Origin of the sequence: Flavobacterium sp., from assembly GCF_004211145.1 — a bacterium.
GTDB lineage: Bacteria > Bacteroidota > Bacteroidia > Flavobacteriales > Flavobacteriaceae > Flavobacterium.
In genome coordinates this window covers 35868-54342 of sequence record NZ_SEBS01000018.1, presented here as the reverse complement: position 1 = coordinate 54342, position 18475 = coordinate 35868, and the positions used below count along the sequence as shown (strand labels likewise).

General features: G+C 47.2%; 16 protein-coding genes and 1 tRNA gene. 12 read left to right on the top strand and 5 right to left on the bottom strand.

The features are described from left to right. Window positions 1-97 precede the first annotated feature (97 nt). Window positions 98-2467, top strand: a complete 2370-nt coding sequence (locus EOO50_RS10095) for a GAF domain-containing protein (RefSeq protein ID WP_290839747.1) — start codon at window positions 98-100, stop codon at window positions 2465-2467. Here the strand turns inward: EOO50_RS10095 and EOO50_RS10090 are convergent. Next, complete coding sequence (locus EOO50_RS10090; RefSeq protein ID WP_290839745.1) at window positions 2464-3639, bottom strand: Pycsar system effector family protein; 1176 nt, start codon at window positions 3637-3639, stop codon at window positions 2464-2466. The genes EOO50_RS10095 and EOO50_RS10090 overlap by 4 nt on opposite strands. A 25-nt stretch (window positions 3640-3664) precedes the next feature. Between EOO50_RS10090 and EOO50_RS10085 the strand changes: the two genes are divergently transcribed. After that, a complete protein-coding gene (locus EOO50_RS10085; RefSeq protein WP_290839743.1) occupies window positions 3665-7393 on the top strand; it encodes a metallophosphoesterase in 3729 nt (1242 codons plus the stop codon). On the opposite strand, the gene EOO50_RS10080 is transcribed toward EOO50_RS10085, so the two are convergent. Beyond that, complete coding sequence (locus tag EOO50_RS10080; protein ID WP_290839741.1) at window positions 7376-8230, bottom strand: hypothetical protein; 855 nt, start codon at window positions 8228-8230, stop codon at window positions 7376-7378. The two genes, EOO50_RS10085 and EOO50_RS10080, sit on opposite strands and share 18 nt — an antisense overlap. 122 nt (window positions 8231-8352) lie before the next feature. Between EOO50_RS10080 and EOO50_RS10075 the strand changes: the two genes are divergently transcribed. The 4 genes from EOO50_RS10075 (at window position 8353) to EOO50_RS10060 (ending at window position 9919) form a co-directional block, all read left to right on the top strand. Beyond that, window positions 8353-8721 (top strand): STAS/SEC14 domain-containing protein, encoded by a 369-nt coding sequence (locus EOO50_RS10075; RefSeq protein WP_290839739.1) that lies wholly within the window; start codon window positions 8353-8355, stop codon window positions 8719-8721. A 10-nt stretch (window positions 8722-8731) separates the two neighbouring features. After that, on the top strand, window positions 8732-9238 hold the full coding sequence (locus EOO50_RS10070) for a pyridoxamine 5'-phosphate oxidase family protein (RefSeq protein ID WP_290839737.1): 507 nt from the start codon (window positions 8732-8734) through the stop codon (window positions 9236-9238). A 92-nt stretch (window positions 9239-9330) separates the two neighbouring features. Further along, the gene (locus EOO50_RS10065) at window positions 9331-9498 is read left to right on the top strand and encodes a hypothetical protein (RefSeq protein WP_290839735.1); all 168 of its coding nucleotides are present in this window, start codon (window positions 9331-9333) and stop codon (window positions 9496-9498) included. A gap of 4 nt (window positions 9499-9502) precedes the next feature. Next, the gene (locus EOO50_RS10060; RefSeq protein WP_290839733.1) at window positions 9503-9919 is read left to right on the top strand and encodes a hypothetical protein; all 417 of its coding nucleotides are present in this window, start codon (window positions 9503-9505) and stop codon (window positions 9917-9919) included. A 92-nt stretch (window positions 9920-10011) separates the two neighbouring features. Here EOO50_RS10060 and EOO50_RS10055 read toward each other — a convergent pair whose 3' ends face one another. The 3 genes from EOO50_RS10055 to EOO50_RS10045 all read right to left on the bottom strand — a co-directional run bounded on the left by EOO50_RS10055 (window position 10012) and on the right by EOO50_RS10045 (window position 10954). Then, entirely contained in the window at window positions 10012-10536 is a 525-nt protein-coding gene (locus EOO50_RS10055; protein ID WP_290839732.1) for a DUF892 family protein, read from the bottom strand. 98 nt (window positions 10537-10634) lie between these two features. Beyond that, window positions 10635-10769, bottom strand: a complete 135-nt coding sequence (locus EOO50_RS10050; RefSeq protein WP_290839730.1) for a hypothetical protein — start codon at window positions 10767-10769, stop codon at window positions 10635-10637. A gap of 26 nt (window positions 10770-10795) precedes the next feature. Next, a complete protein-coding gene (locus tag EOO50_RS10045; protein WP_290839728.1) occupies window positions 10796-10954 on the bottom strand; it encodes a hypothetical protein in 159 nt (52 codons plus the stop codon). Between the two features lie 180 nt (window positions 10955-11134). Between EOO50_RS10045 and EOO50_RS10040 the strand changes: the two genes are divergently transcribed. The 6 genes from EOO50_RS10040 (at window position 11135) to era (ending at window position 18330) form a co-directional block, all read left to right on the top strand. Then, window positions 11135-11335 (top strand): hypothetical protein, encoded by a 201-nt coding sequence (locus EOO50_RS10040; RefSeq protein WP_290839726.1) that lies wholly within the window; start codon window positions 11135-11137, stop codon window positions 11333-11335. A 100-nt stretch (window positions 11336-11435) separates the two neighbouring features. Then, window positions 11436-11508 (top strand) — tRNA-Met (locus EOO50_RS10035). Between the two features lie 455 nt (window positions 11509-11963). Beyond that, window positions 11964-14675, top strand: coding sequence for a gliding motility-associated C-terminal domain-containing protein (locus tag EOO50_RS10030; protein WP_290839725.1), 2712 nt, complete (start codon window positions 11964-11966; stop codon window positions 14673-14675). A 120-nt stretch (window positions 14676-14795) separates the two neighbouring features. Further along, a complete protein-coding gene (locus EOO50_RS10025; protein ID WP_290839799.1) occupies window positions 14796-15242 on the top strand; it encodes a KTSC domain-containing protein in 447 nt (148 codons plus the stop codon). Window positions 15243-15428: 186 nt separating this feature from the next. Then, on the top strand, window positions 15429-17408 hold the full coding sequence (locus EOO50_RS10020) for a glycoside hydrolase family 97 protein (RefSeq protein WP_290839723.1): 1980 nt from the start codon (window positions 15429-15431) through the stop codon (window positions 17406-17408). A gap of 37 nt (window positions 17409-17445) precedes the next feature. Continuing rightward, window positions 17446-18330: a GTPase Era gene (era, locus tag EOO50_RS10015; protein WP_290839797.1), complete on the top strand. Its 885-nt coding sequence runs from the start codon at window positions 17446-17448 to the stop codon at window positions 18328-18330. Window positions 18331-18475: the final 145 nt, after the last annotated feature.

The window sequence follows — 18475 nt, the reverse complement described above, 5'->3', positions numbered from 1 at the left end:
GTCGTCGTTTGCATAAAAGTACAGTTAAATCTTAATCCAGTACAAGAATTTACGCGTCGAAATGTCGTAATTTTACACATTCTTAAAAAGCATCGGGATGATATTCGAAAGCTTGTACGCCAATCCGTTCCAAATCAGGATTTCTTTTCAGAAAGTGATTGAAAGTCTTGAAAAAATCGCCAATTCAAATGTCGATTACAGGGCGACTTACGCCAAAGGTTTATTGGCCGAAGTCGCGAAAGTGCCCGAACTTTCCACGGGAATCACAGGTTACGACGTGATCAGCAAGCATTCCGAACTCATCCGCCATTTGCTTTCGGACCTTTTCCCGACGGCGCTCACCAAGAACGAGATCAAGGCAGTCACGATTCCATTCCACCAGATCATTTTCAACCAGACCGAGCGTTTCCAGCAGATCTTGCGCAACGCCGGGCCCGATTTCGATCTGGGAATCCGCGATTTTACCGAGCACCAGTTTTACGTGATGTGTTGTTGCATCGTGTTGCGCTTACATTATGGATACAATGTCGACTTCGCGCGTCCCGTTTTCTACGATATTCCCGATTCCGACGGCAGCATGAAGCATTACCGCATCCTGTACAACGCCGATTTCATGGAGATTTTCCCGACCGAGAACGCGATCCCGCTTACGCCTGAAGATGTTGCGGTTCTCATCGACAATTACGACAATCTCGCCATGTGGAAGGAAAAATTTCCGCCGAACTCGTGGATTTTGCACGGTTTCGGAATGATGACGCTGTACGACAGCACGGTCGAGAGTGCGGTTTCGAATTTGAAGGAAACGCTGCTCACGGGCGACAAGACCAAGAAACGACCTGAAGACGAGGAACTTTTCCAAAACGTCTTCCGTTCCATTTTCAGGATGCCCGACCTCAAACTCGGATTCACCGAATTCAATCCCGACGAAGAAAAATTCAGGCAATCGACCGTAGGCAAAGGCGCCAAAAGTTATTTGCTCGGAAACGATTTCGACTGCGACGATGTGATTTGCGGTTGTTCGCGCGACTTACTTGTCGATGAGCAAAAATATCTCGCGATCTCGGACATGGAAAAATTCGCCGCCGAGAATCCCGATGAGAAAAAACTTGTCGAACACCTGATCGAACAAGGCGTCCAAAGCGCGATTTTCGCTCCGATTATCAAGAACGGCCGCATGCTCGGCGTACTTGAATTGGTGTCGTCGGTGCCGAAACAACTGAACAGCATCAACGCGAACAAACTCGATTTCATCTTGCCGTTTATCGTCGAGACGATGGATCGATTCTATTCGGAGAAACAAAACCAGATCGACGCGCTGATACAAAAAGAATACACCGCGATCCATCCCAGCGTGTACTGGAAATTCCGCGAGGAAGCCGATCTGCACACGATTCCCGGGAACAGCGAATTGCCGTTCCGCGAAATTATTTTTAAGGACGTCTATCCGCTTTATGGACAGATCGACATCAAAGGTTCGTCGGTAGCGAGAAACGAGGCGATGCAGAAGGATTTGGAATTCCAGATCGATTCCCTGCTTGAACTGTTGCGCGATTTGTCGGGAAAACATCCGTTGCCGCTCATCGAACAACATATTTTCGAGCTCGATAAGATGAAGACGGCGTTGCTGGATTCGGTCAAAGCCGATTCGGAATCGCGCGCGCAACAATACATCTGGAACGAAGTCCATCCGCTTTTGGAGCATTTCGAATCTGACGGTGCGATGAAAAAGAAAATCGCGAAATACCGCGAATCGATCGATCCCGCGATCAACATGGTGTATAAATCCCGCAAGAATTTTGATGATACGTTGTCGCTCATCAACAAAAAAATGGCCGCGATCCTTGATAAGAAACAGGAAGAAGCCCAGGAATTTTTCCCGCATTATTACGAGCGTTTCAAGACCGATGGCGTCGAACACAACTTATACATCGGAGCTTCGATCGCGCCGAAATTACAATACAACCCGATTTATCTAGGGAATTTAAGACTCTGGCAATTGCAGGTGATGTGCGATCTCGAAGCCGAATATTTCAGGCTGCGTCCGTCGTTGCCGTATGAACTCGACGTGACTTCGTTGGTTTTGGTATACAGCACGCCGATCTCGATCCGATTCCGAATGGACGAAAAACGCTTCGACGTCGACGGAACATACAACGCGCGTTATGAAGTCGTCAAGAAGCGCATCGACAAATCACTCATCAAAGGCACGAACGAACGCATCGTCCAAGCCGGAAAGATCACCATCGTATTTTCTCAAACCCAGGACGAGAAAGAGTACAGGCGTTACATCAGGTTGTTGCAGTTCAAAAACAGGATCGGCGACAACGTCGAAAGTTTCGAGGTCGAGGATTTGCAAGGCGTGACGGGATTGCGCGCATTACGTGTGGAAGTCTTGTACGAAGATGCGTCCGACGGCGAGAATTACACCTTCGACGATTTGGTCAAAGAGCTCAACATCAGGAATTAAAACGACTTGAACGCGACTACGAACGCGATCGTCGAAATAATGATGCCGAACATGAAAATGTTGTACGTGATGTGCAGTAAACGATATTTTCGGTGCAAGACCTTTCCTAAATAGTACAAATCCTTTATCAGCGATTCATATAAATATTCGCGATCTCTCATGAGTTCTTTCATGGCGATCTGGTAATCATCGTGCGGAATTTGGTGGAAATTCCCGAAGAAAAGCAAGTTCACTTTCCGGTCTTCGATATCACTCGGCAAATAGGTCGCGCTGTTTATCTTGGGTCGCGTCGCCAGAATCGCGAATACGATCGAAATCACGCTGAACAACAACAGGATAAACGTAGGCAATACCAAATGCGCGTTCGTCGGGCTGTCGAGTTTCGGGATCAGCGTCGACAATGCGATCGAGATGATGATCGCGTTCACTGAAAGCAGGATGTTTGCCTTGCTGTCGGCGATCTGGCTCAATTGCGTATGATTGCTCAGCGTAACGCGAAACATGGTTTCGATGCCGCGATCGGGTTTGTCCTTCTTGTCTTTTTTCTTCTTTTTCTTTTCAGGGTTTTCCTGGATTTCGGGTTCCATGTGCTGTATCTTTTCTTGAATCGATTTGATGTTCGCGTCCTTTTGCGGTTGCCAGTTTTCGAGCGCATAAGCCGTTCTGAAACTGTGGAGCTTCGTGAGCATTTTTATGTTTCCCGAACACCATTCGTAATCGCTGAACGTCTTGCCTTGCATTGACCATTCCTCTCGTAATTTACCCGCGATTTTCTCGTAATCTTCACTTCCGAAGTGGGAGCTGTCGGCATCGCGCATTATGTTTTCGAGCAAGGTTACGGGTTCGTTGCACATTTCAGTGACCGCGATGAGATTTTTGGCAAGTGACGCAATGTCGTCGGGAATGTTTTCCTGCGAGGCGAATTCGTTGAAAATCGCAATGCTTTTTTGCTCGTGTCGGTCAGCACCGTTCACATATCCTGAATCGTGAAACCACGCGGCAAGCTCGATCGCGGTCGTTTCATCGGGCGTCAAATTTTCAGACGACGCCAATATTTGCGCGGCTTTCACGACGCGTTTGGTATGTTTGAAATTGTGGTACGTAAATGAAGCAGAAAGTTTATCTTTGAACAAGGCACTCACGTAGGCTTCTGCTTTTTCAAGAAGTGTCATGGTCGACATTTTATCTTACCAAATTATGAAATTATTTCGGGTTGCCGACTTTACAAACAAAAATAAGCGATGGTTGTTGGCGTTGTCGGCTGTCGTGTTGCTGCAGTCGTGTGCGACTAAGAAAGCGCAGTTCGGTAAAGAATCGGGGAAAATAGTAGATAACTTTTCAGATACCAAAAATCTCTCCCATACGTATTTCCTGATTGGCGACGCAGGCAATTGGGACACTCCTGAAACGCCGGAAGTCTTTACTTTATTGGCTGACCGACTTAAAAATGCCGACAGTTCGAGCACTTTGTTGTTTTTGGGCGATAACGTGTATCCGCTGGGCGTGCCTAAGTCCGATCATCCGGATTACGCATCGGCCAGGCGCAGGCTCGAAAAACAGCTCGAACTATCGAAAGGATTCAAGGGTAAAACGATTTTCATCGCCGGAAACCACGATTATTACCACGGACTCGACGGCGTCAAGGAACAGGCCAAGATCGTTCGCGATTATCTTAAGGATAAGAAAGGTTTCCTTCCCAAAAAAGGTTGTGGCATAGATGACGTCGATGTGGACGACCATACCGCGATGATCATCGTGGACAGCCAATGGTTCCTCGAGGATTGGGACGACAATGCGAACATGAACGAGGATTGCGACATCAAGACGCGCGACATGTTCTTCGAAGAACTCGAAAACAAGATAAACGATTACCAGAACAAGACGGTTTTGCTCGTGATGCATCATCCGTTGATGAGCAACGGCCCGCATGGTGGCGAATTTTCGTTCATGAAACAGATATTCCCGATCAGGCAAAATATCCCGCTGCCGATTTTGGGAACCGTGATCAACGTGCTCAGGAAAACGTCGGGCGTGAGTCCACAGGATTTGCAGAACAAGAAATACAATCTGTTCCTGAAACGCGTCAAGACATTGATTGCGGGCAAGGAGAATATCATCGTCGTATCAGGTCACGAACACAATCTGCAATATATCGACCGCGAAGGAATTCGACAGATCGTTAGCGGGTCAGGGTCGAAGATGGAAGCCGCGCGCGTTATCGACAAACGCGATTTTTCGTTCGGGGGCAATGGTTTCGCCGAATTGAAAGTGATGAAGAACGGAGCCGCCAAAGTTTCGTATTTCTCGCCACAATCGAATCCGAAGGACAAGCCGTTGTTCGAGACACAACCTGTTTTCCAGCGTCCGAAATTCAACTTGAAAGAATATCCCGCGAAGTTCGGAGCCACGAAAGATACATCGGTCTACACCGTGAAAATGACCACGAAAGGGCGCACATATCGGTTCCTTTGGGGAAAACATTACCGCAAATATTACAGCTCGATAATCCACGCGAACCAGGCGTCGCTCGACACGCTTTACGGCGGTTTGAAACCTATACAGGCCGGAGGCGGCAACCAGTCGCGTTCGTTGCGTCTCGTCGACAAGGACGAAAAGGAATACGTGATGCGCGCGCTTCGGAAGAGTGCGACGCGTTTCCTGCAGACCGCCGCATTCAAGGATCAGGCGATCGAAAAGGAATTCCGAAATACGTACACCGAGAATTTCATCATGGATTTCTACACGACCGCGCACCCGTATTCAGCGTTTGCGGTCGCGAACATGTCGGACAAACTCGGCATCAACCACACAAATCCACAGCTTTTTTACATTCCGAAACAACGGATTCTCGAATTGTACAACGAGGAATTCGGCGATGAATTGTATCTCGTCGAAGAGCGTCCGATGGACAAATTCAAGAATCTCAAGAGCTTCGGAAAGCCCGACGATATCATAAGCACCGACGATGTGCTTGCGAATTTGCACGCCGACGAAAAGTATTCGGTCGATAAGGAATCCTGGATCCGCGCGCGTCTTTTCGATATGCTGATCGGTGATTGGGACAGGCATTCCGACCAATGGCGTTGGGCCGAGCACAAAGAAGGCGACAAGATCATCTACAAACCGATACCGCGCGATCGCGACCAGGCGTTCAGCAAGATCGACGGCGCTTTGTTGTCGATCCTGATCAACATTCCCGCATTGCGCCACATGAAGAAATTCGACGAAGATCTCAAGAATCCGAAGTGGTTCAACCGCGTGGCGTACCCGTTGGATTTAGCGTTTTTGCCCAAAGCGACCGAGCAGGATTGGATCGATCAGGCGAAATACATCGAGAAGAATCTGTCGGATGCTGAAATCGAGAAAGCGTTCCTCACGATGCCGAAAGAAGTACGGGATGAAACGACCGCGAAAATCATCGCACAATTGAAAACCCGTAAAACGCATCTCGAAAAATACGCGCACAAATATTACGACGTGCTGCAGAAAACGATTCTCGTCGTCGGAACCGAAAAGAAAGATCGTTTCGTTATGACGCGTTCGGGCAAGACCACGAAGGTCGAAGTATATCGCGAGAAGAAAGACGGCACGCAGGAGAAAATCCGCGAACGTGATTACGACCGCGCCGAAACCAAGGAGATTTGGGTATACGGACTCGGTGGGAACGATACGTTTGAAGTCAACGGGAAAGGCAGCCGCAAGATCAGGCTCAGGCTTTTGGGCGGTCCCGACGTCGATAAATATTCGGTCGAATCGGGCAAGAAAGTCACGATCTACGATTTCATGAGCCAGAACAACGACCTGCTCGAAGCCGGAAACGCGAAACTCGCGATCAATGACGATTACACGGTCAATACCTACGATTACAAGAAACCGCGATATAACGTATTCGCGGGTTATCCGATGGCAGGTTTCAATCCAGATGATGGCGTGAAAATCGGCGGCGTCGTCAATTATACTGTTTTTGGTTTCGATCGCAATCCGTATACGCAAAAACATTCGGTAGGTGCAAATTATTATTTCGCGACGAGTGGGTACGAATTGTATTATAAAGGGATTTTCCCGAAGACGATCGGGCATTGGAATTTCTTACTTGACGCGCGGTACACGAGCCCGAATTTCAGCCAGAATTTCTTCGGACTGGGTAACGAGACGCCGAATGAGGATGACGAACGCGACTTCGATTACAATCGCGTCAAGATGCGTACGCTAAAACTTACACCGACATTCCAATGGGTCGGCGAACAAGGCGCTTCGGCGAATATTCAAGCCGGTTTTGAACGCATTTCGGTCGATCGCACGATGGGACGTTTCATCGCGATTCCGGGTGTCGTGAATCCCGATGTTTTCGATTACAAGGATTTCATCGATGTGAACGCCGAATATCGCTTTGACAATTACGATAATGTCTCCAAACCGACGCTAGGTTTCACGTTTTCGCTCATGGGCGGTTATAAACTCAACCTGAACGATTCGGAGCGCAATTTCCCGTATGCCGAAAGTGGCATCGGAGTTACATATAAACTCACACCTCGCGGCAAATTTGTGCTTGCGACGTATGCGAAAGCGCGCTTCCTGTTCAACGATGAATACGAATTCTACCAAGCCGCGACCGTTGGTGGCGACGCCGATCTGCGCGGTTTCAGGAACCAGCGTTTCTCAGGTCAGCAATCGTTTTACCAAAGCACCGACATTCGCTGGAACATCGGGAAGTTCAGGACGGGAATCGCCCCATTCAGTTATGGGATCCTGGGCGGTTTCGATTATGGACGCGTTTGGCTTGAGAACGATTATTCGCAAAAGTGGCATCAAACGGCCGGCGGCGGAATCTGGATCAACGGCGTGAATCTGATCACGGCCCGCGTTTCCTATTTCGTTTCAAGCGACGGCGGACGCTTTTTCGTCGGGTTAGGGTTTGGCTTTTAGGTCGAGACTGTAGAGATTTCCTCCGGTTTTCTTATCTTTTTCGTCGGTAATGAGCAATTCGTCGTCCGATGCGAAACCGATTCCTTCCTTTTGTGAAAAATGGTCGAGTGCGATCTCATGGCTTTTTCCCGAGAAGAAATCGTCGGATTTGAAATCTTCAAACAAAAACACTTTGTCTGAGGTCAACAACGCGACTTTTTTACCGTTCGGGCTGATGTCGGCGCCCGTGACCGCGCATCGGTTGTAATTGCCGCAGGTCTTGAATTCACTTATTTTTTCGGCTTCGAAGTTTCCGGGTTTGTTGGGCACGCGATACAGGATCGTCGTTCCGTCGAAACTCGAACTGCGGTTTTTCGAGAACAGGTAGAAGTAATCGCCCGAGACGAAGAAAGATTCGCAGTCAAAGATGCGTTGCGATTTCTTGGGCGGAAAATCTTTTTGGTCGGGATACGAAAATGTGGTTTTGGCAGATATTCTAGTTTCTTCTTTACCCAATTGGCCCGCGTCGATCTTGAAAATCGTGAGGTCGCGGCGTTCGTTGTCGTTGTTTCCGAAATCGCCTATGTAGATATTTCCGGCCTCGTCGCTCGAGAGTTCTTCCCAGTCGTTGTTGTGAACGCCTGAAATTGTCAACGTGTGTTTTAGTTGTCCCGATCTGTCGATCGCATATATTTTGGCCGCGTTGCCGTGATCCTCAGTCGTCCAGATTTTTCCGTTCAAAAAGTCGCAGGCCGACGTTTCCTTTAATTCTTTTGGCAGTTCTCCCAATACATCGAGTTTGGAATTTTGGGCGCAGGCGGCGCAAATGATCAGTAAGGTGCAGCTAATTTTCTTCATGACTTAAAAATAAACAAACCTTAAAAGAGCGCCGCATATTTCACAAACTATTAGTACTTCGCTAACAGACTTCGCGAAAAGCAAGCGGTAACTTTGGGTAGAAACAACTAAAAAACAGGATTATGATACAGCAAATAACCAATGTGCCCGAAAATATGGTCGCGTTTCGATCATCGGGCGAAGTAACGAAAGAAGATTTCGAGAATGTGTTTCCGCAAGTGGAAGCCTTGGTCGAGAAAACGGGCAAACTCAATTACCTGCTTGAACTCGATAATTCCCCATCGGATTTCACGGCAGGCGCTTGGCTTCAGGATGCGTTGCTCGGGATAAAGAATATCACGAAATGGAATCGCGCGGCGATCGTGACCGACTCGGAAATCGTCATCAAGTTCACCGACGCGTTCAGTAAGATCATGCCGGGCGAATTCCGGGGATTTCCGAAAGAAGAACTGGAACACGCGATCGATTGGGTTTCTGAAAAAACGATTTAAACGAAAAGTCATGTCTGAAATAAAAGATCTTACGCAAGCCGAGGCGGCGACTACGCTCAAAAAACTGGCCGAGGACATAAATATTTGTATGTTCTGTACGAACATAGACCAGCAGCCGCTTTCGTCACGTCCTATGGGTTTGGCAAAAGCCGACGACGACGGGAATTTATGGTTCATGAGCGCGAAAGACAGCGCGAAAAACCAACAGATCGAAAACGACAACCGCGTGCAAATTTTCTTCGCGAAACCACAGGACACCGAGTTTTTGTCGGTGTATGGAAAAGCCACGATCACGACCGATCGGCAAATTATAAACGATGTGTGGAATCCCATTGCGAACGCGTGGTTCAAGGAAGGTAAGGAAGATCCGAATGTCACAGTGATCAAAGTCGATGTTTCCGAAGCGTATTATTGGGACACGAAATTCGGCAAATTCGTTTCGCTCGTAAATATCGCGATCGCTGCGGTAACCGGAACACATCGGGACACCGGAATTGAGGGTACGCTCAAGCCGTAATGGCAAATGTGTAATCGGGCGTTGTGATTCTGTAACCTGGACCGCGTGGTAAAATCGTAATTTAATGGTTCAGAAGTTTAAAGAATCGCGCTATGAAAACCCATAAACAACCTAAAGCCGAAAAGCCCGAGAGTGTTTCGGGTTTGTACGACAATTATCTGAAAGTTCACTTGAAAAGACGGCAGTACATCAAGAATCTTCTCATGACGAACCAGGAAATTTTACGATCGAACAATATCAATACCTTACTCTTATTCTAAAATTATGGAACCAAATAAAGATTACAACAACGACTTGAACAACCTGGAAAGCGATAATCAAGAGGCGAAAAACATCGAACTTCATAAAAATGAAGACATTAAATCGAGCGATTTGGACAAAGGCGACGGAGATGATTTCAAATACGCTTCCGAGGATAAATATTTGTCGCTCGAACAGCCAGGCGTTCAATTCACTCCCGATGAAGATCCGATGGGCCACAATCCCGACAATCTCGAGTATCGACAACATGGGCAGGAATCGGGAATTTTCGACAACAACAATCGGAACAGTCGAAATGCCGAAGCGTTCAGCCAGGATGAAGACATTTTGCGCGACAACATCGATTTGGATGAAGATCAATCGCAATCCATTTCATCTGACGTTGACATCGATTCGAATGAACATAATGACGGATTGTAGATTCGTCAAGACAATTGAGTTAGTTAGCAAGAAAGCCGCGAATCATCACTCGCGGCTTTCTTATTTTTTTATCGTGAAGGTTTGATTCGATGTTATCCGGCTTCAGAATAGATGTCCGACAATACGATTTCCGAGAATTGCGCACGTGCAGATCTTTCTTCGCTCACGGCTTTCGCCAAATAATCGGCGACGGTTGAAAGTTCCAATAGATGCGCGTAAAAAATCAAGTTTTCATAAATCGCGATTTCGTGCGACATAATATTTCTGCAAGCTGAAATGATCGCACTGTCGCGTTTGAAACCGGCCTGGCTCGGAATTGCAGCCTGCGCTTGCACGATAAGTTGTTCCATGACTTCATATTTCGATCCCACGACACGTTCCTGGAGCGAATCGAAAATGTAAATCAAACGATCGATTTGGTGCTGCGTGACTTTTTGGTGAAGATTGATGGCTGTTATGAGTTCGTACGAAGTCGCAGTTCTGGAAAGCGTAGGGAGAAGTTCGAGCAACGCTTTTTCAGCCCAATAGCGCTCTGTCAAAGCCGTTAGGAACCTATTTGAAATTTCTTCAGGCGTAAGTTTCTCTGTGTACAAACTGGCATTGGATGTCTTTTTCATAGTCGATACTTTGGGGAATTTTTCAAATATGGCTAAAAATGTGACAACTTGCCTTACAGAATAACACTGAAAATTTGTAATATTCGCATTTTGTCACTTTACATAAACAATCGCATGACCATCATGCAATCGTAAATGCGAACGTATAGTTTACCCACATTTTTGGCGATCGCCTGATTGCAGTATTCGTTCTGTGCGTGCAAAAGTTCTTTTATCTTGGCTTGGCTTTTCATGGCAATTTGTTTTTGGTGTTCTCGGATTACCTTGACTTCATTTTTTTGATTCTCGGCATTTCTTTCGGCATGGCGCGTTTTAATGTGCCGGGATTCCATTGCATCGACGTGAATGATTCGTCGTTGAGATCTTCGAAAGAATTGTTTACTTGTGGTTTTTGACGTTGTGCGAATGTTGATTTCATAATCGGTTTTTAAGGTTGAAACAAAGATTGTCAATTGGCGAATGATTCGTTTTATACCATTACAGACGAAAGTTGTATTTTATTCATCACCAAGCAATTGTACAATTCCCGATTGCAATTATGTAAGGTAAAAGTTTGCGTTTATTTGAATCTTTGCTGCATCACCAATTCTGTAATGTCATGAAAACGAAAATGTCAAAACCAGCGAAAAGAGCAGTTGCAGGAAAATCGTCGGCCCAAAATAACGAGCCTACTTATTTCGTAGTCGGGTCTTCGATGAATTATCACGATGACGAAGAAAATGTAAATGCTATAGGCGAGGAACCGGGATATCCTGATTTCTATGAAGATACCGACAATATGAATCGGTATTTGTGGTAGTGAAACAAACAACGCAAGTCGGTCGCTTCTCGAAATTTATTTTTTTAGTTGAAACCGCTTGTGTTTTATAATAAACGTTGTATATTTGCACTCGAAACAGCGCGGGATAGAGCAGTAGGCAGCTCGTCGGGCTCATAACCCGAAGGTCACAGGTTCGAGTCCTGTTCCCGCTACTAAGAAACCTCAGTATTTACTGGGGTTTTTTGTTTTTCATTGGTTTTCGAAATGCATTAAAGGTCTCAGGTTTTCCCGAAATTTCGCAACAGTTCCCGCTACTCGAAAACTTCAATAATATTTTCATCCAGACCGAAATTTTCTCAATTCGATCAACATTTAAATTGACTTTTTTTGTTTCCCTGATCGCACTTAAAATAGCAACTTAATTCCGGCTTTGCATTCTTTGCATCTAAAAACATAAGAATTTTCCTAAACGAAAACGTTTGAATCACCTTAACATTACTACATCAAACCTCATTTTGACGAATGCGGATAGAGTGAAATCAAGTGAATAACAATCGGTTGCCGCACCTTTTGCTCGCGTGGCTGCGTTGTATGGTTTTTTTAATAATCGAACTTGGATAATGTAAAATCACAAGTGCTATTTTTATAAACTACCAAACCTATACAAATGAACAAACCATTACGTTTCCTTTCCGGTACATTTTCAATGCTATTTTTATTGCTCGCGTTCGCCTTCGATTCGAACGCCCAAATCCTGACCAACGGAGATTTTGAAACCGGGGGCAGCGGCGTCGGATTTTTTGTACACGATTACACATTGATAAATCCATTGAACGGAACGAGCACACCCGGTTTCTACGCGAGAACGACAAATCCCGCGCTGATGAATTCCAACTACATTGCGGGCGGCGACCACACGACTGGAACAGGGAATATGATGGTCTTCGACGGATCTTTACTCGCCAACCGTTTCTTCTGGACGACCGGAAATACGGGCGGAGCGATCGGAGGATTCACTGCGGGAACGACATATACGTTCAGTTTCTGGATCAAGTCGGTATCGAATGAAGTCACGGCCGACGACGCGACGAGAGCCAGCATCGGCATCTTCTTCGTAAACGCGAACAACATCAACCCGGCCAACCAGAATTTCCTGGCGCCGCTTCCGTCTCAAGGCTGGGTAAACGTCCAATATTCGTTCGTCGCAACCGCCAACAATGCGATGGTGCGACTAAAGACGAACAATCCGGGGCCGATCGGAAATGATTTTGCGATCGACGACGTGTCGATTACTGAAGGCGGGCTTCCATTCGCAGGTTCGTACACGTTCGTAAATCCGACTTGTCCAAGCGGATCCGATGGCTCGATCACCGTAAATCTCACGGGCGGAACCTTGCCTTACACGGCTTACACGTTGACCGGATCGGCGTCGCAAACGAATAACAACGGCGTTTTTACAGGTTTGGGTGAAGGAACTTACAATATTTCGGTTGCCGATGCGACTGGGCAACAATTTACGCAAACGGCAATCGTATTGGCCGCTCCGAACGATTTGCAATTGAGCGCTCCAACCACGATTTGCAGCGGAAATTCGACGACATTGACCGCAACCGGAGGAACGGGTTCCTACAACTGGACCGCGAATCCGCCTGACGCATCGCTTACGAATCCGAATAGCGCTTCACAGACTTTAAGCCCGACGATGACGACGACGTATACCGTAACTTCGGGATCGGTTTCGTCGAATGTGGAACTTATTGAAAACGGCGATTTTACGCAAGGCGATACGTTGTTTACGACCGAATATACGATGGTTGCCGACCCGAATCCGTTCGGAGTCCAAGCCGCGTACAGCATCGTCACAAATCCGAACGCGTGGTTCACCGCATTTTCTTCTTGCGGCGATCACACGACGGGCAGCGGAAATTTGATGGTCTTTGACGGCGCGGTCGATCCGACTGGAAACGTTGTCGTCTGGAGCAACCAAAATCCCGTAACGATTCTCCCGAACACCGATTATACGTTTTCGTATTACGTCGCTTCGGTTTCGCCTGAAAATCCCGCGAGACTCGAAGTCACGATCAACGGCGTTTCCCAAGGCGCGCCGGTTACGGCTCCGGGCGCGACATGTTTGTGGACGCAGGTTTCCTACAACTGGAATTCGGGCGCGAACACGTCGGCGAACTTCGTGATCTACGATCGGAATTTCTCGAGCGGCGGAAACGATTTTGCGCTCGACGACATTTCGTTCAAGGAAACCGTGACCTGTCTGTACCAAAAAACGGTTACCGTTACCGTGACTCCGGGAACTTTGCCTGTTTTCAATCCTGTCGCGGCGATCTGTCCGGGCGAGAATTTAAACGCTTTGCCAACGACTTCGAACAACGGGATCACGGGAACGTGGTCGCCTGCTTTGAATAATATGGCGACGACGACGTATACATTTACGCCAACGTCCGGACAATGCGCGTCGCAGGCTTCATTGGTCATAACCGTAAATTCGACTGTGACGCCGACTTTTAACGCGGTGAATCCGATCTGCTCGGGCGATTCGTTGACAGCTTTACCGACGACATCGACCAACGGGATTTCAGGAGTTTGGTCGCCTGCGTTGAATAATATTGCCACTACGACGTATACATTTACACCGGCTGCCGGGCAATGCGCTTCGACCGCGAATTTGACGATTATCGTGAATCCGACGACGACGCCGACATTCAATCCGGTTGCCGATATCTGTTCGGGTACGACGTTAAATGCGTTGCCGACGACATCGAACGAAGGAATTACGGGAACCTGGTCGCCCGCTCTCGACAATACCGCAACGACGACGTACACATTTACACCAGCTTCAGGCCAATGCGCATCGGATACAACGCTTACCATAAACGTAAATTCGGCGCCTGAATTCACGATCTCCCAAGGTTGCAACGGCGTGAGTTACACGCTGACGGCCGTGCAAGACGATGATTCGAACTCGTTGTACGCTTGGTTCAATCCCGCAGGTACGCAAATCGGAAGCGAACCGTCGGTCGTAATTACCACACCCGGACTTTACGAATTGGTCGTTACGCAGAACGGTTGCAGCGACAGCGAACAAGTCAATGTGCTGTCGGTCGCGTGTACGATCCAAAAAGGAATTTCGGCCAACAGCGATGGCGTGAACGATTATTTCGATCTGGAATCCTACAACGTGAGCCAACTTCAAATTTTCAACCGATACGGAACGGCAGTCTATTCGAAATCAAACTACCAAAACGAATGGTATGGCCAAAGCGACAAAGGCGACGATTTGCCCGACGGAACCTATTATTACGTGATCGATTTTGCCGATTTGAAAACCAAAAGCGGCTGGATCTATATCAACAGAATGCAATAACCATTTTTTCCTTTTTGAACGTTATAGGCCTCGATTTTTTACCGAGGCCTATATTATTGACGGCCAGTAGTTGTTTTTAGTTACCTTTGCGGCTCAAAAAAAATCGCCTCCATCATGAACATGAAGAAGATCGTCGAATACAGAACGTTGTTGAACGTTACCAAGACCGCGACGCTAAAGGAACTTAAGACCATTTATCGCAACAGCATGAAAGACATCCATCCGGATACGATTGCCGATGCCGATGAACGCCACGCCGCCGAGGAAAAAAGCAAACTCACGATTGAAGCTTATCACTTCCTGGTCAGCATCGCGCCTGAAACGCTCGACAAGACCAAAGAAGAATACGTGAAAACCACGACGACTTCGCCGATCCAGGAATTTTATTTTGAGAATCAGGCGCTGTACATCCATTTCGTCGACGGCAGCAGCTATGAATATTTCGGTGTTCCCAAGAATACATACGTCAAGATGATCAATGCTGAATCCCCGGCCCGTTTCGCCAAGCGCCATATTTATGGTCAGTTTTTGTACAGGAGCGCGAGTAAGATCGTTTCGGCAGAGTAGACAATTTGATAATTTGGAAATTGGATAATTAGATAATTGGGCTCTGGGTTGGGATTTCGAATCGAAACGGATCACGAGCTGTTATTATAAATTTCACTTTACATAACTAGAATAACAAAACCCGTCTTCGCGATGGGTTTTTTGCTTTGGTGAAATCGGTATCTTTATGGAAATTAGGAGGTTTCCATGAACGATCGCATTTCTTTTTTGTTGAGTTTTTTGTCGTTTTCGATTTGTGTCTTTGCACAGAATAAGTCGATTGACGCGACGTCGCCCGATGGAAAGATCAAGTTTTCGATGCAGGCGGAATCTTCGGGTTTATTCTATTCGGTTGCATTCGGAAATCAGAAAATCCTCGAGAGATCGAATTTGGGTTTGGCATTCAATGGCAGTGATTTCGGGCGAAATTTGAAATCCGAGTTGAAAAATTCGGGTAGGAAAACTGAGAAATATTCGCTTGTCGTCGGCAAGAACAAAAACATTTCAGAAGATTATTCCGATGTGCAGATCAAACTGACCCAAACCCAAAAACCTTTTCTGCAAGTTGACCTGCATGTCAAGATATTTAACGACGGCGTGGCATTCCGATATGAATTCCCGAAGCAGAAAGGTTTGGAAAATTTGGTTATTGCCGATGAAATGTCGGTTTTCAATTTCGTCCAAAACCCGACAGCTTACGCGTTGTATCGCGATAATTATCTGACGTCGCACGAAGGTCTGTACACCAAGACCAAACTCGATTCGATCCCGAAAAACCAGTTGCTCGACATGCCCGTTTTGTTTGAACTCGACGGTGCTTTCGTTTCGATAACTGAAGCGGCGTTGCGCGATTATGCGGGAATGTATCTGTCAAAATCCGATGGAAAATCGCTCGTCAGCAAACTTTCGCCACTTCCGAATCAGACTGAAGTCAAGGTGAAAGCGAGCCTGCCTCACAAATCGCCTTGGCGTGTGATCATGATTTCAGGTCGCGTCGGAGGATTGATCGAATCGAATCTGCTCACAAACTTAAACGAGAATCCAACGATCAAAGATTGGTCGTGGCTCAAAACCGGAAGCACCGATTTTACCTGGTGGAACGGCGATGTCGTAAAAGATGTGGATTTCAAGCCGGGGCTCAATTTCGACACGCACAAATACCTTATCGATTTTTGCGCCGACAGCGGAATCGACTTCCATTCGGTGGTTTCCTACGGAAGTTTCGCCTGGTATCAAGGCGAGACCGAAGGCTTCAATCCGTCGTCACCGAACGCCGATGTCACGAAACCCGTCGCCGCTTTGCAAATGGAAAAACTCGCCGACTATTCGCATAAAAGAGGCGTCGGATTGCGCGTTTGGGTAAATTGGGGCGCGCTTTACGGCAAACTCGACGAGTCGTTCGCGCAATTCGAAAAATGGAATATCAAAGGCATGATGGTCGATTTCATGGATCGGGATGATCAGGAAATGGTGAATTTCGTCGAGGACGTTTTGAAAACCGCCGCGAAATATCACATGCATATCCAATTCCACGGCGCGTACAAACCCACGGGAATGATCCGCACGTATCCCAACGAGCTCACCAAAGAAGGCGTCCTGAACCTCGAGGTTTCGAAATGGAACGCCGATGTTAATCCCGAGCACAATCTGATGGTTCCGTTCACGCGCATGTTGGCTGGCCCGATGGATTATCACGCGGGCGGTTTCCAATCGGTGACGCGCGAAGAATTTAAAGCGAGAGGCGAGGAACCTACCGTCATGGGAACGCGTTGCCATCATTTGGCGATGCCGATCGTGTACGAAAGTTATCTGCAGATGATTTGTGATTATCCCGGCGCGTACAAAAATCAACCGGGATTCGAGTTTCTCACGAGCGTCCCGACAAATTGGGACGACACGAAAGTTCTCAATGCGAAAATCGGGGATTACTTGACGATCGCGCGCAAAAGCGGAACAGATTGGTACGTCGGGACGATGAACGATTGGACGCCCCGCGAACTGCAAATCGACTTGAGTTTCTTGCCCGATGGAATTTTCATCGCCGAGATTTTCGAGGACGCGCCCGATGCCGCAAACAATCCGAACCACATTTCCCAACGCAAGATAGAAGTCACTTCGAAATCGAAAGTAGTCGCCAAATTAGCTACCGGAGGCGGCCAAGCCATAAAGATTACGCCCAAAAAATAACTTTCCCAACAATACGAGTATCTTTGCAAAAAAATAGATCATGCACAAAGCCGGGTTCGTCAACATCATCGGAAATCCAAACGTAGGCAAATCGACCTTAATGAATGCCTTTGTTGGCGAGCGTTTGTCGATCATCACTTCAAAAGCCCAGACCACGAGGCACCGTATTCTGGGAATCGTGAACGGAGAGGATTTTCAGGTCGTTTTGAGCGACACGCCCGGAATCATCAAGCCTGCCTATGAAATGCAGGAAGCGATGATGCATTTCGTGAAATCGGCGTTCGAGGATGCCGACGTGTTGATTTACATGGTCGAAATCGGAGAACAGGGATTGAAGGACGACGCATTTTTCAACAAGATCATACACGCGAAAATCCCCGTTTTGTTGTTGTTGAACAAAATCGACACGTCGAACCAGGAGCAACTTGAACAGCAGGTTGGTTATTGGAAGGAGAAAGTTCCGACGGCTGAGATTTACCCGATTTCAGCATTAAAAAATTTCAATGTGTCCGAAGTTTTCGCGCGCATCATCGCGTTGTTGCCCGAATCGCCTCCGTTCTATCCGAAGGATCAATTGACGGACAAACCCGAGCGTTTCTTCGTGAATGAAATCATCCGCGAGAAAATCCTGCTTCACTATAAAAAGGAAATCCCGTATTCGGTGGAAATCGAAACCGAAGAATTCCTCGAAGACGAGAAAATCATCCGAATCCGCGCCGTGATCATGGTGGAACGCGAGACGCAAAAAGGAATCATCATCGGGCACAAAGGCGCCGCTTTGAAACGAGTAGGAGTTGAGGCGCGTGCCGACCTTGAGAAATTCTTCGGCAAGCAAATCCACTTGGAAACGTACGTGAAAGTCAATAAAGACTGGAGAAGCAACGTGCGTCAGCTGAAGCGTTTCGGTTACGGGAACAGTTGATTTGATTTTTAGCGTGTTTCCAGACTTTGTTCTGCGTTAAGGATAGAAAAGGAAATCCTTTTTTGCTTCCGAAAATTTTATTCTTTCCAAAAAATTTCCGCAAAAAAGATTGGATTGGATAGCCTGACGCCGCGCCGAAACGTTT

Coding starts and splice junctions, on each gene's coding strand:
- EOO50_RS10095 (WP_290839747.1), top strand. CDS start 98: ATGATATTCGAAAGCTTGTACGCCAATCCGTTCCAAATCAGGATTTCT.
- EOO50_RS10090 (WP_290839745.1), bottom strand. CDS start 3,639: ATGACACTTCTTGAAAAAGCAGAAGCCTACGTGAGTGCCTTGTTCAAA.
- EOO50_RS10085 (WP_290839743.1), top strand. CDS start 3,665: ATGAAATTATTTCGGGTTGCCGACTTTACAAACAAAAATAAGCGATGG.
- EOO50_RS10080 (WP_290839741.1), bottom strand. CDS start 8,230: ATGAAGAAAATTAGCTGCACCTTACTGATCATTTGCGCCGCCTGCGCC.
- EOO50_RS10075 (WP_290839739.1), top strand. CDS start 8,353: ATGATACAGCAAATAACCAATGTGCCCGAAAATATGGTCGCGTTTCGA.
- EOO50_RS10070 (WP_290839737.1), top strand. CDS start 8,732: ATGTCTGAAATAAAAGATCTTACGCAAGCCGAGGCGGCGACTACGCTC.
- EOO50_RS10065 (WP_290839735.1), top strand. CDS start 9,331: ATGAAAACCCATAAACAACCTAAAGCCGAAAAGCCCGAGAGTGTTTCG.
- EOO50_RS10060 (WP_290839733.1), top strand. CDS start 9,503: ATGGAACCAAATAAAGATTACAACAACGACTTGAACAACCTGGAAAGC.
- EOO50_RS10055 (WP_290839732.1), bottom strand. CDS start 10,536: ATGAAAAAGACATCCAATGCCAGTTTGTACACAGAGAAACTTACGCCT.
- EOO50_RS10050 (WP_290839730.1), bottom strand. CDS start 10,769: ATGAAAAGCCAAGCCAAGATAAAAGAACTTTTGCACGCACAGAACGAA.
- EOO50_RS10045 (WP_290839728.1), bottom strand. CDS start 10,954: ATGAAATCAACATTCGCACAACGTCAAAAACCACAAGTAAACAATTCT.
- EOO50_RS10040 (WP_290839726.1), top strand. CDS start 11,135: ATGAAAACGAAAATGTCAAAACCAGCGAAAAGAGCAGTTGCAGGAAAA.
- EOO50_RS10030 (WP_290839725.1), top strand. CDS start 11,964: ATGAACAAACCATTACGTTTCCTTTCCGGTACATTTTCAATGCTATTT.
- EOO50_RS10025 (WP_290839799.1), top strand. CDS start 14,796: ATGAAGAAGATCGTCGAATACAGAACGTTGTTGAACGTTACCAAGACC.
- EOO50_RS10020 (WP_290839723.1), top strand. CDS start 15,429: ATGAACGATCGCATTTCTTTTTTGTTGAGTTTTTTGTCGTTTTCGATT.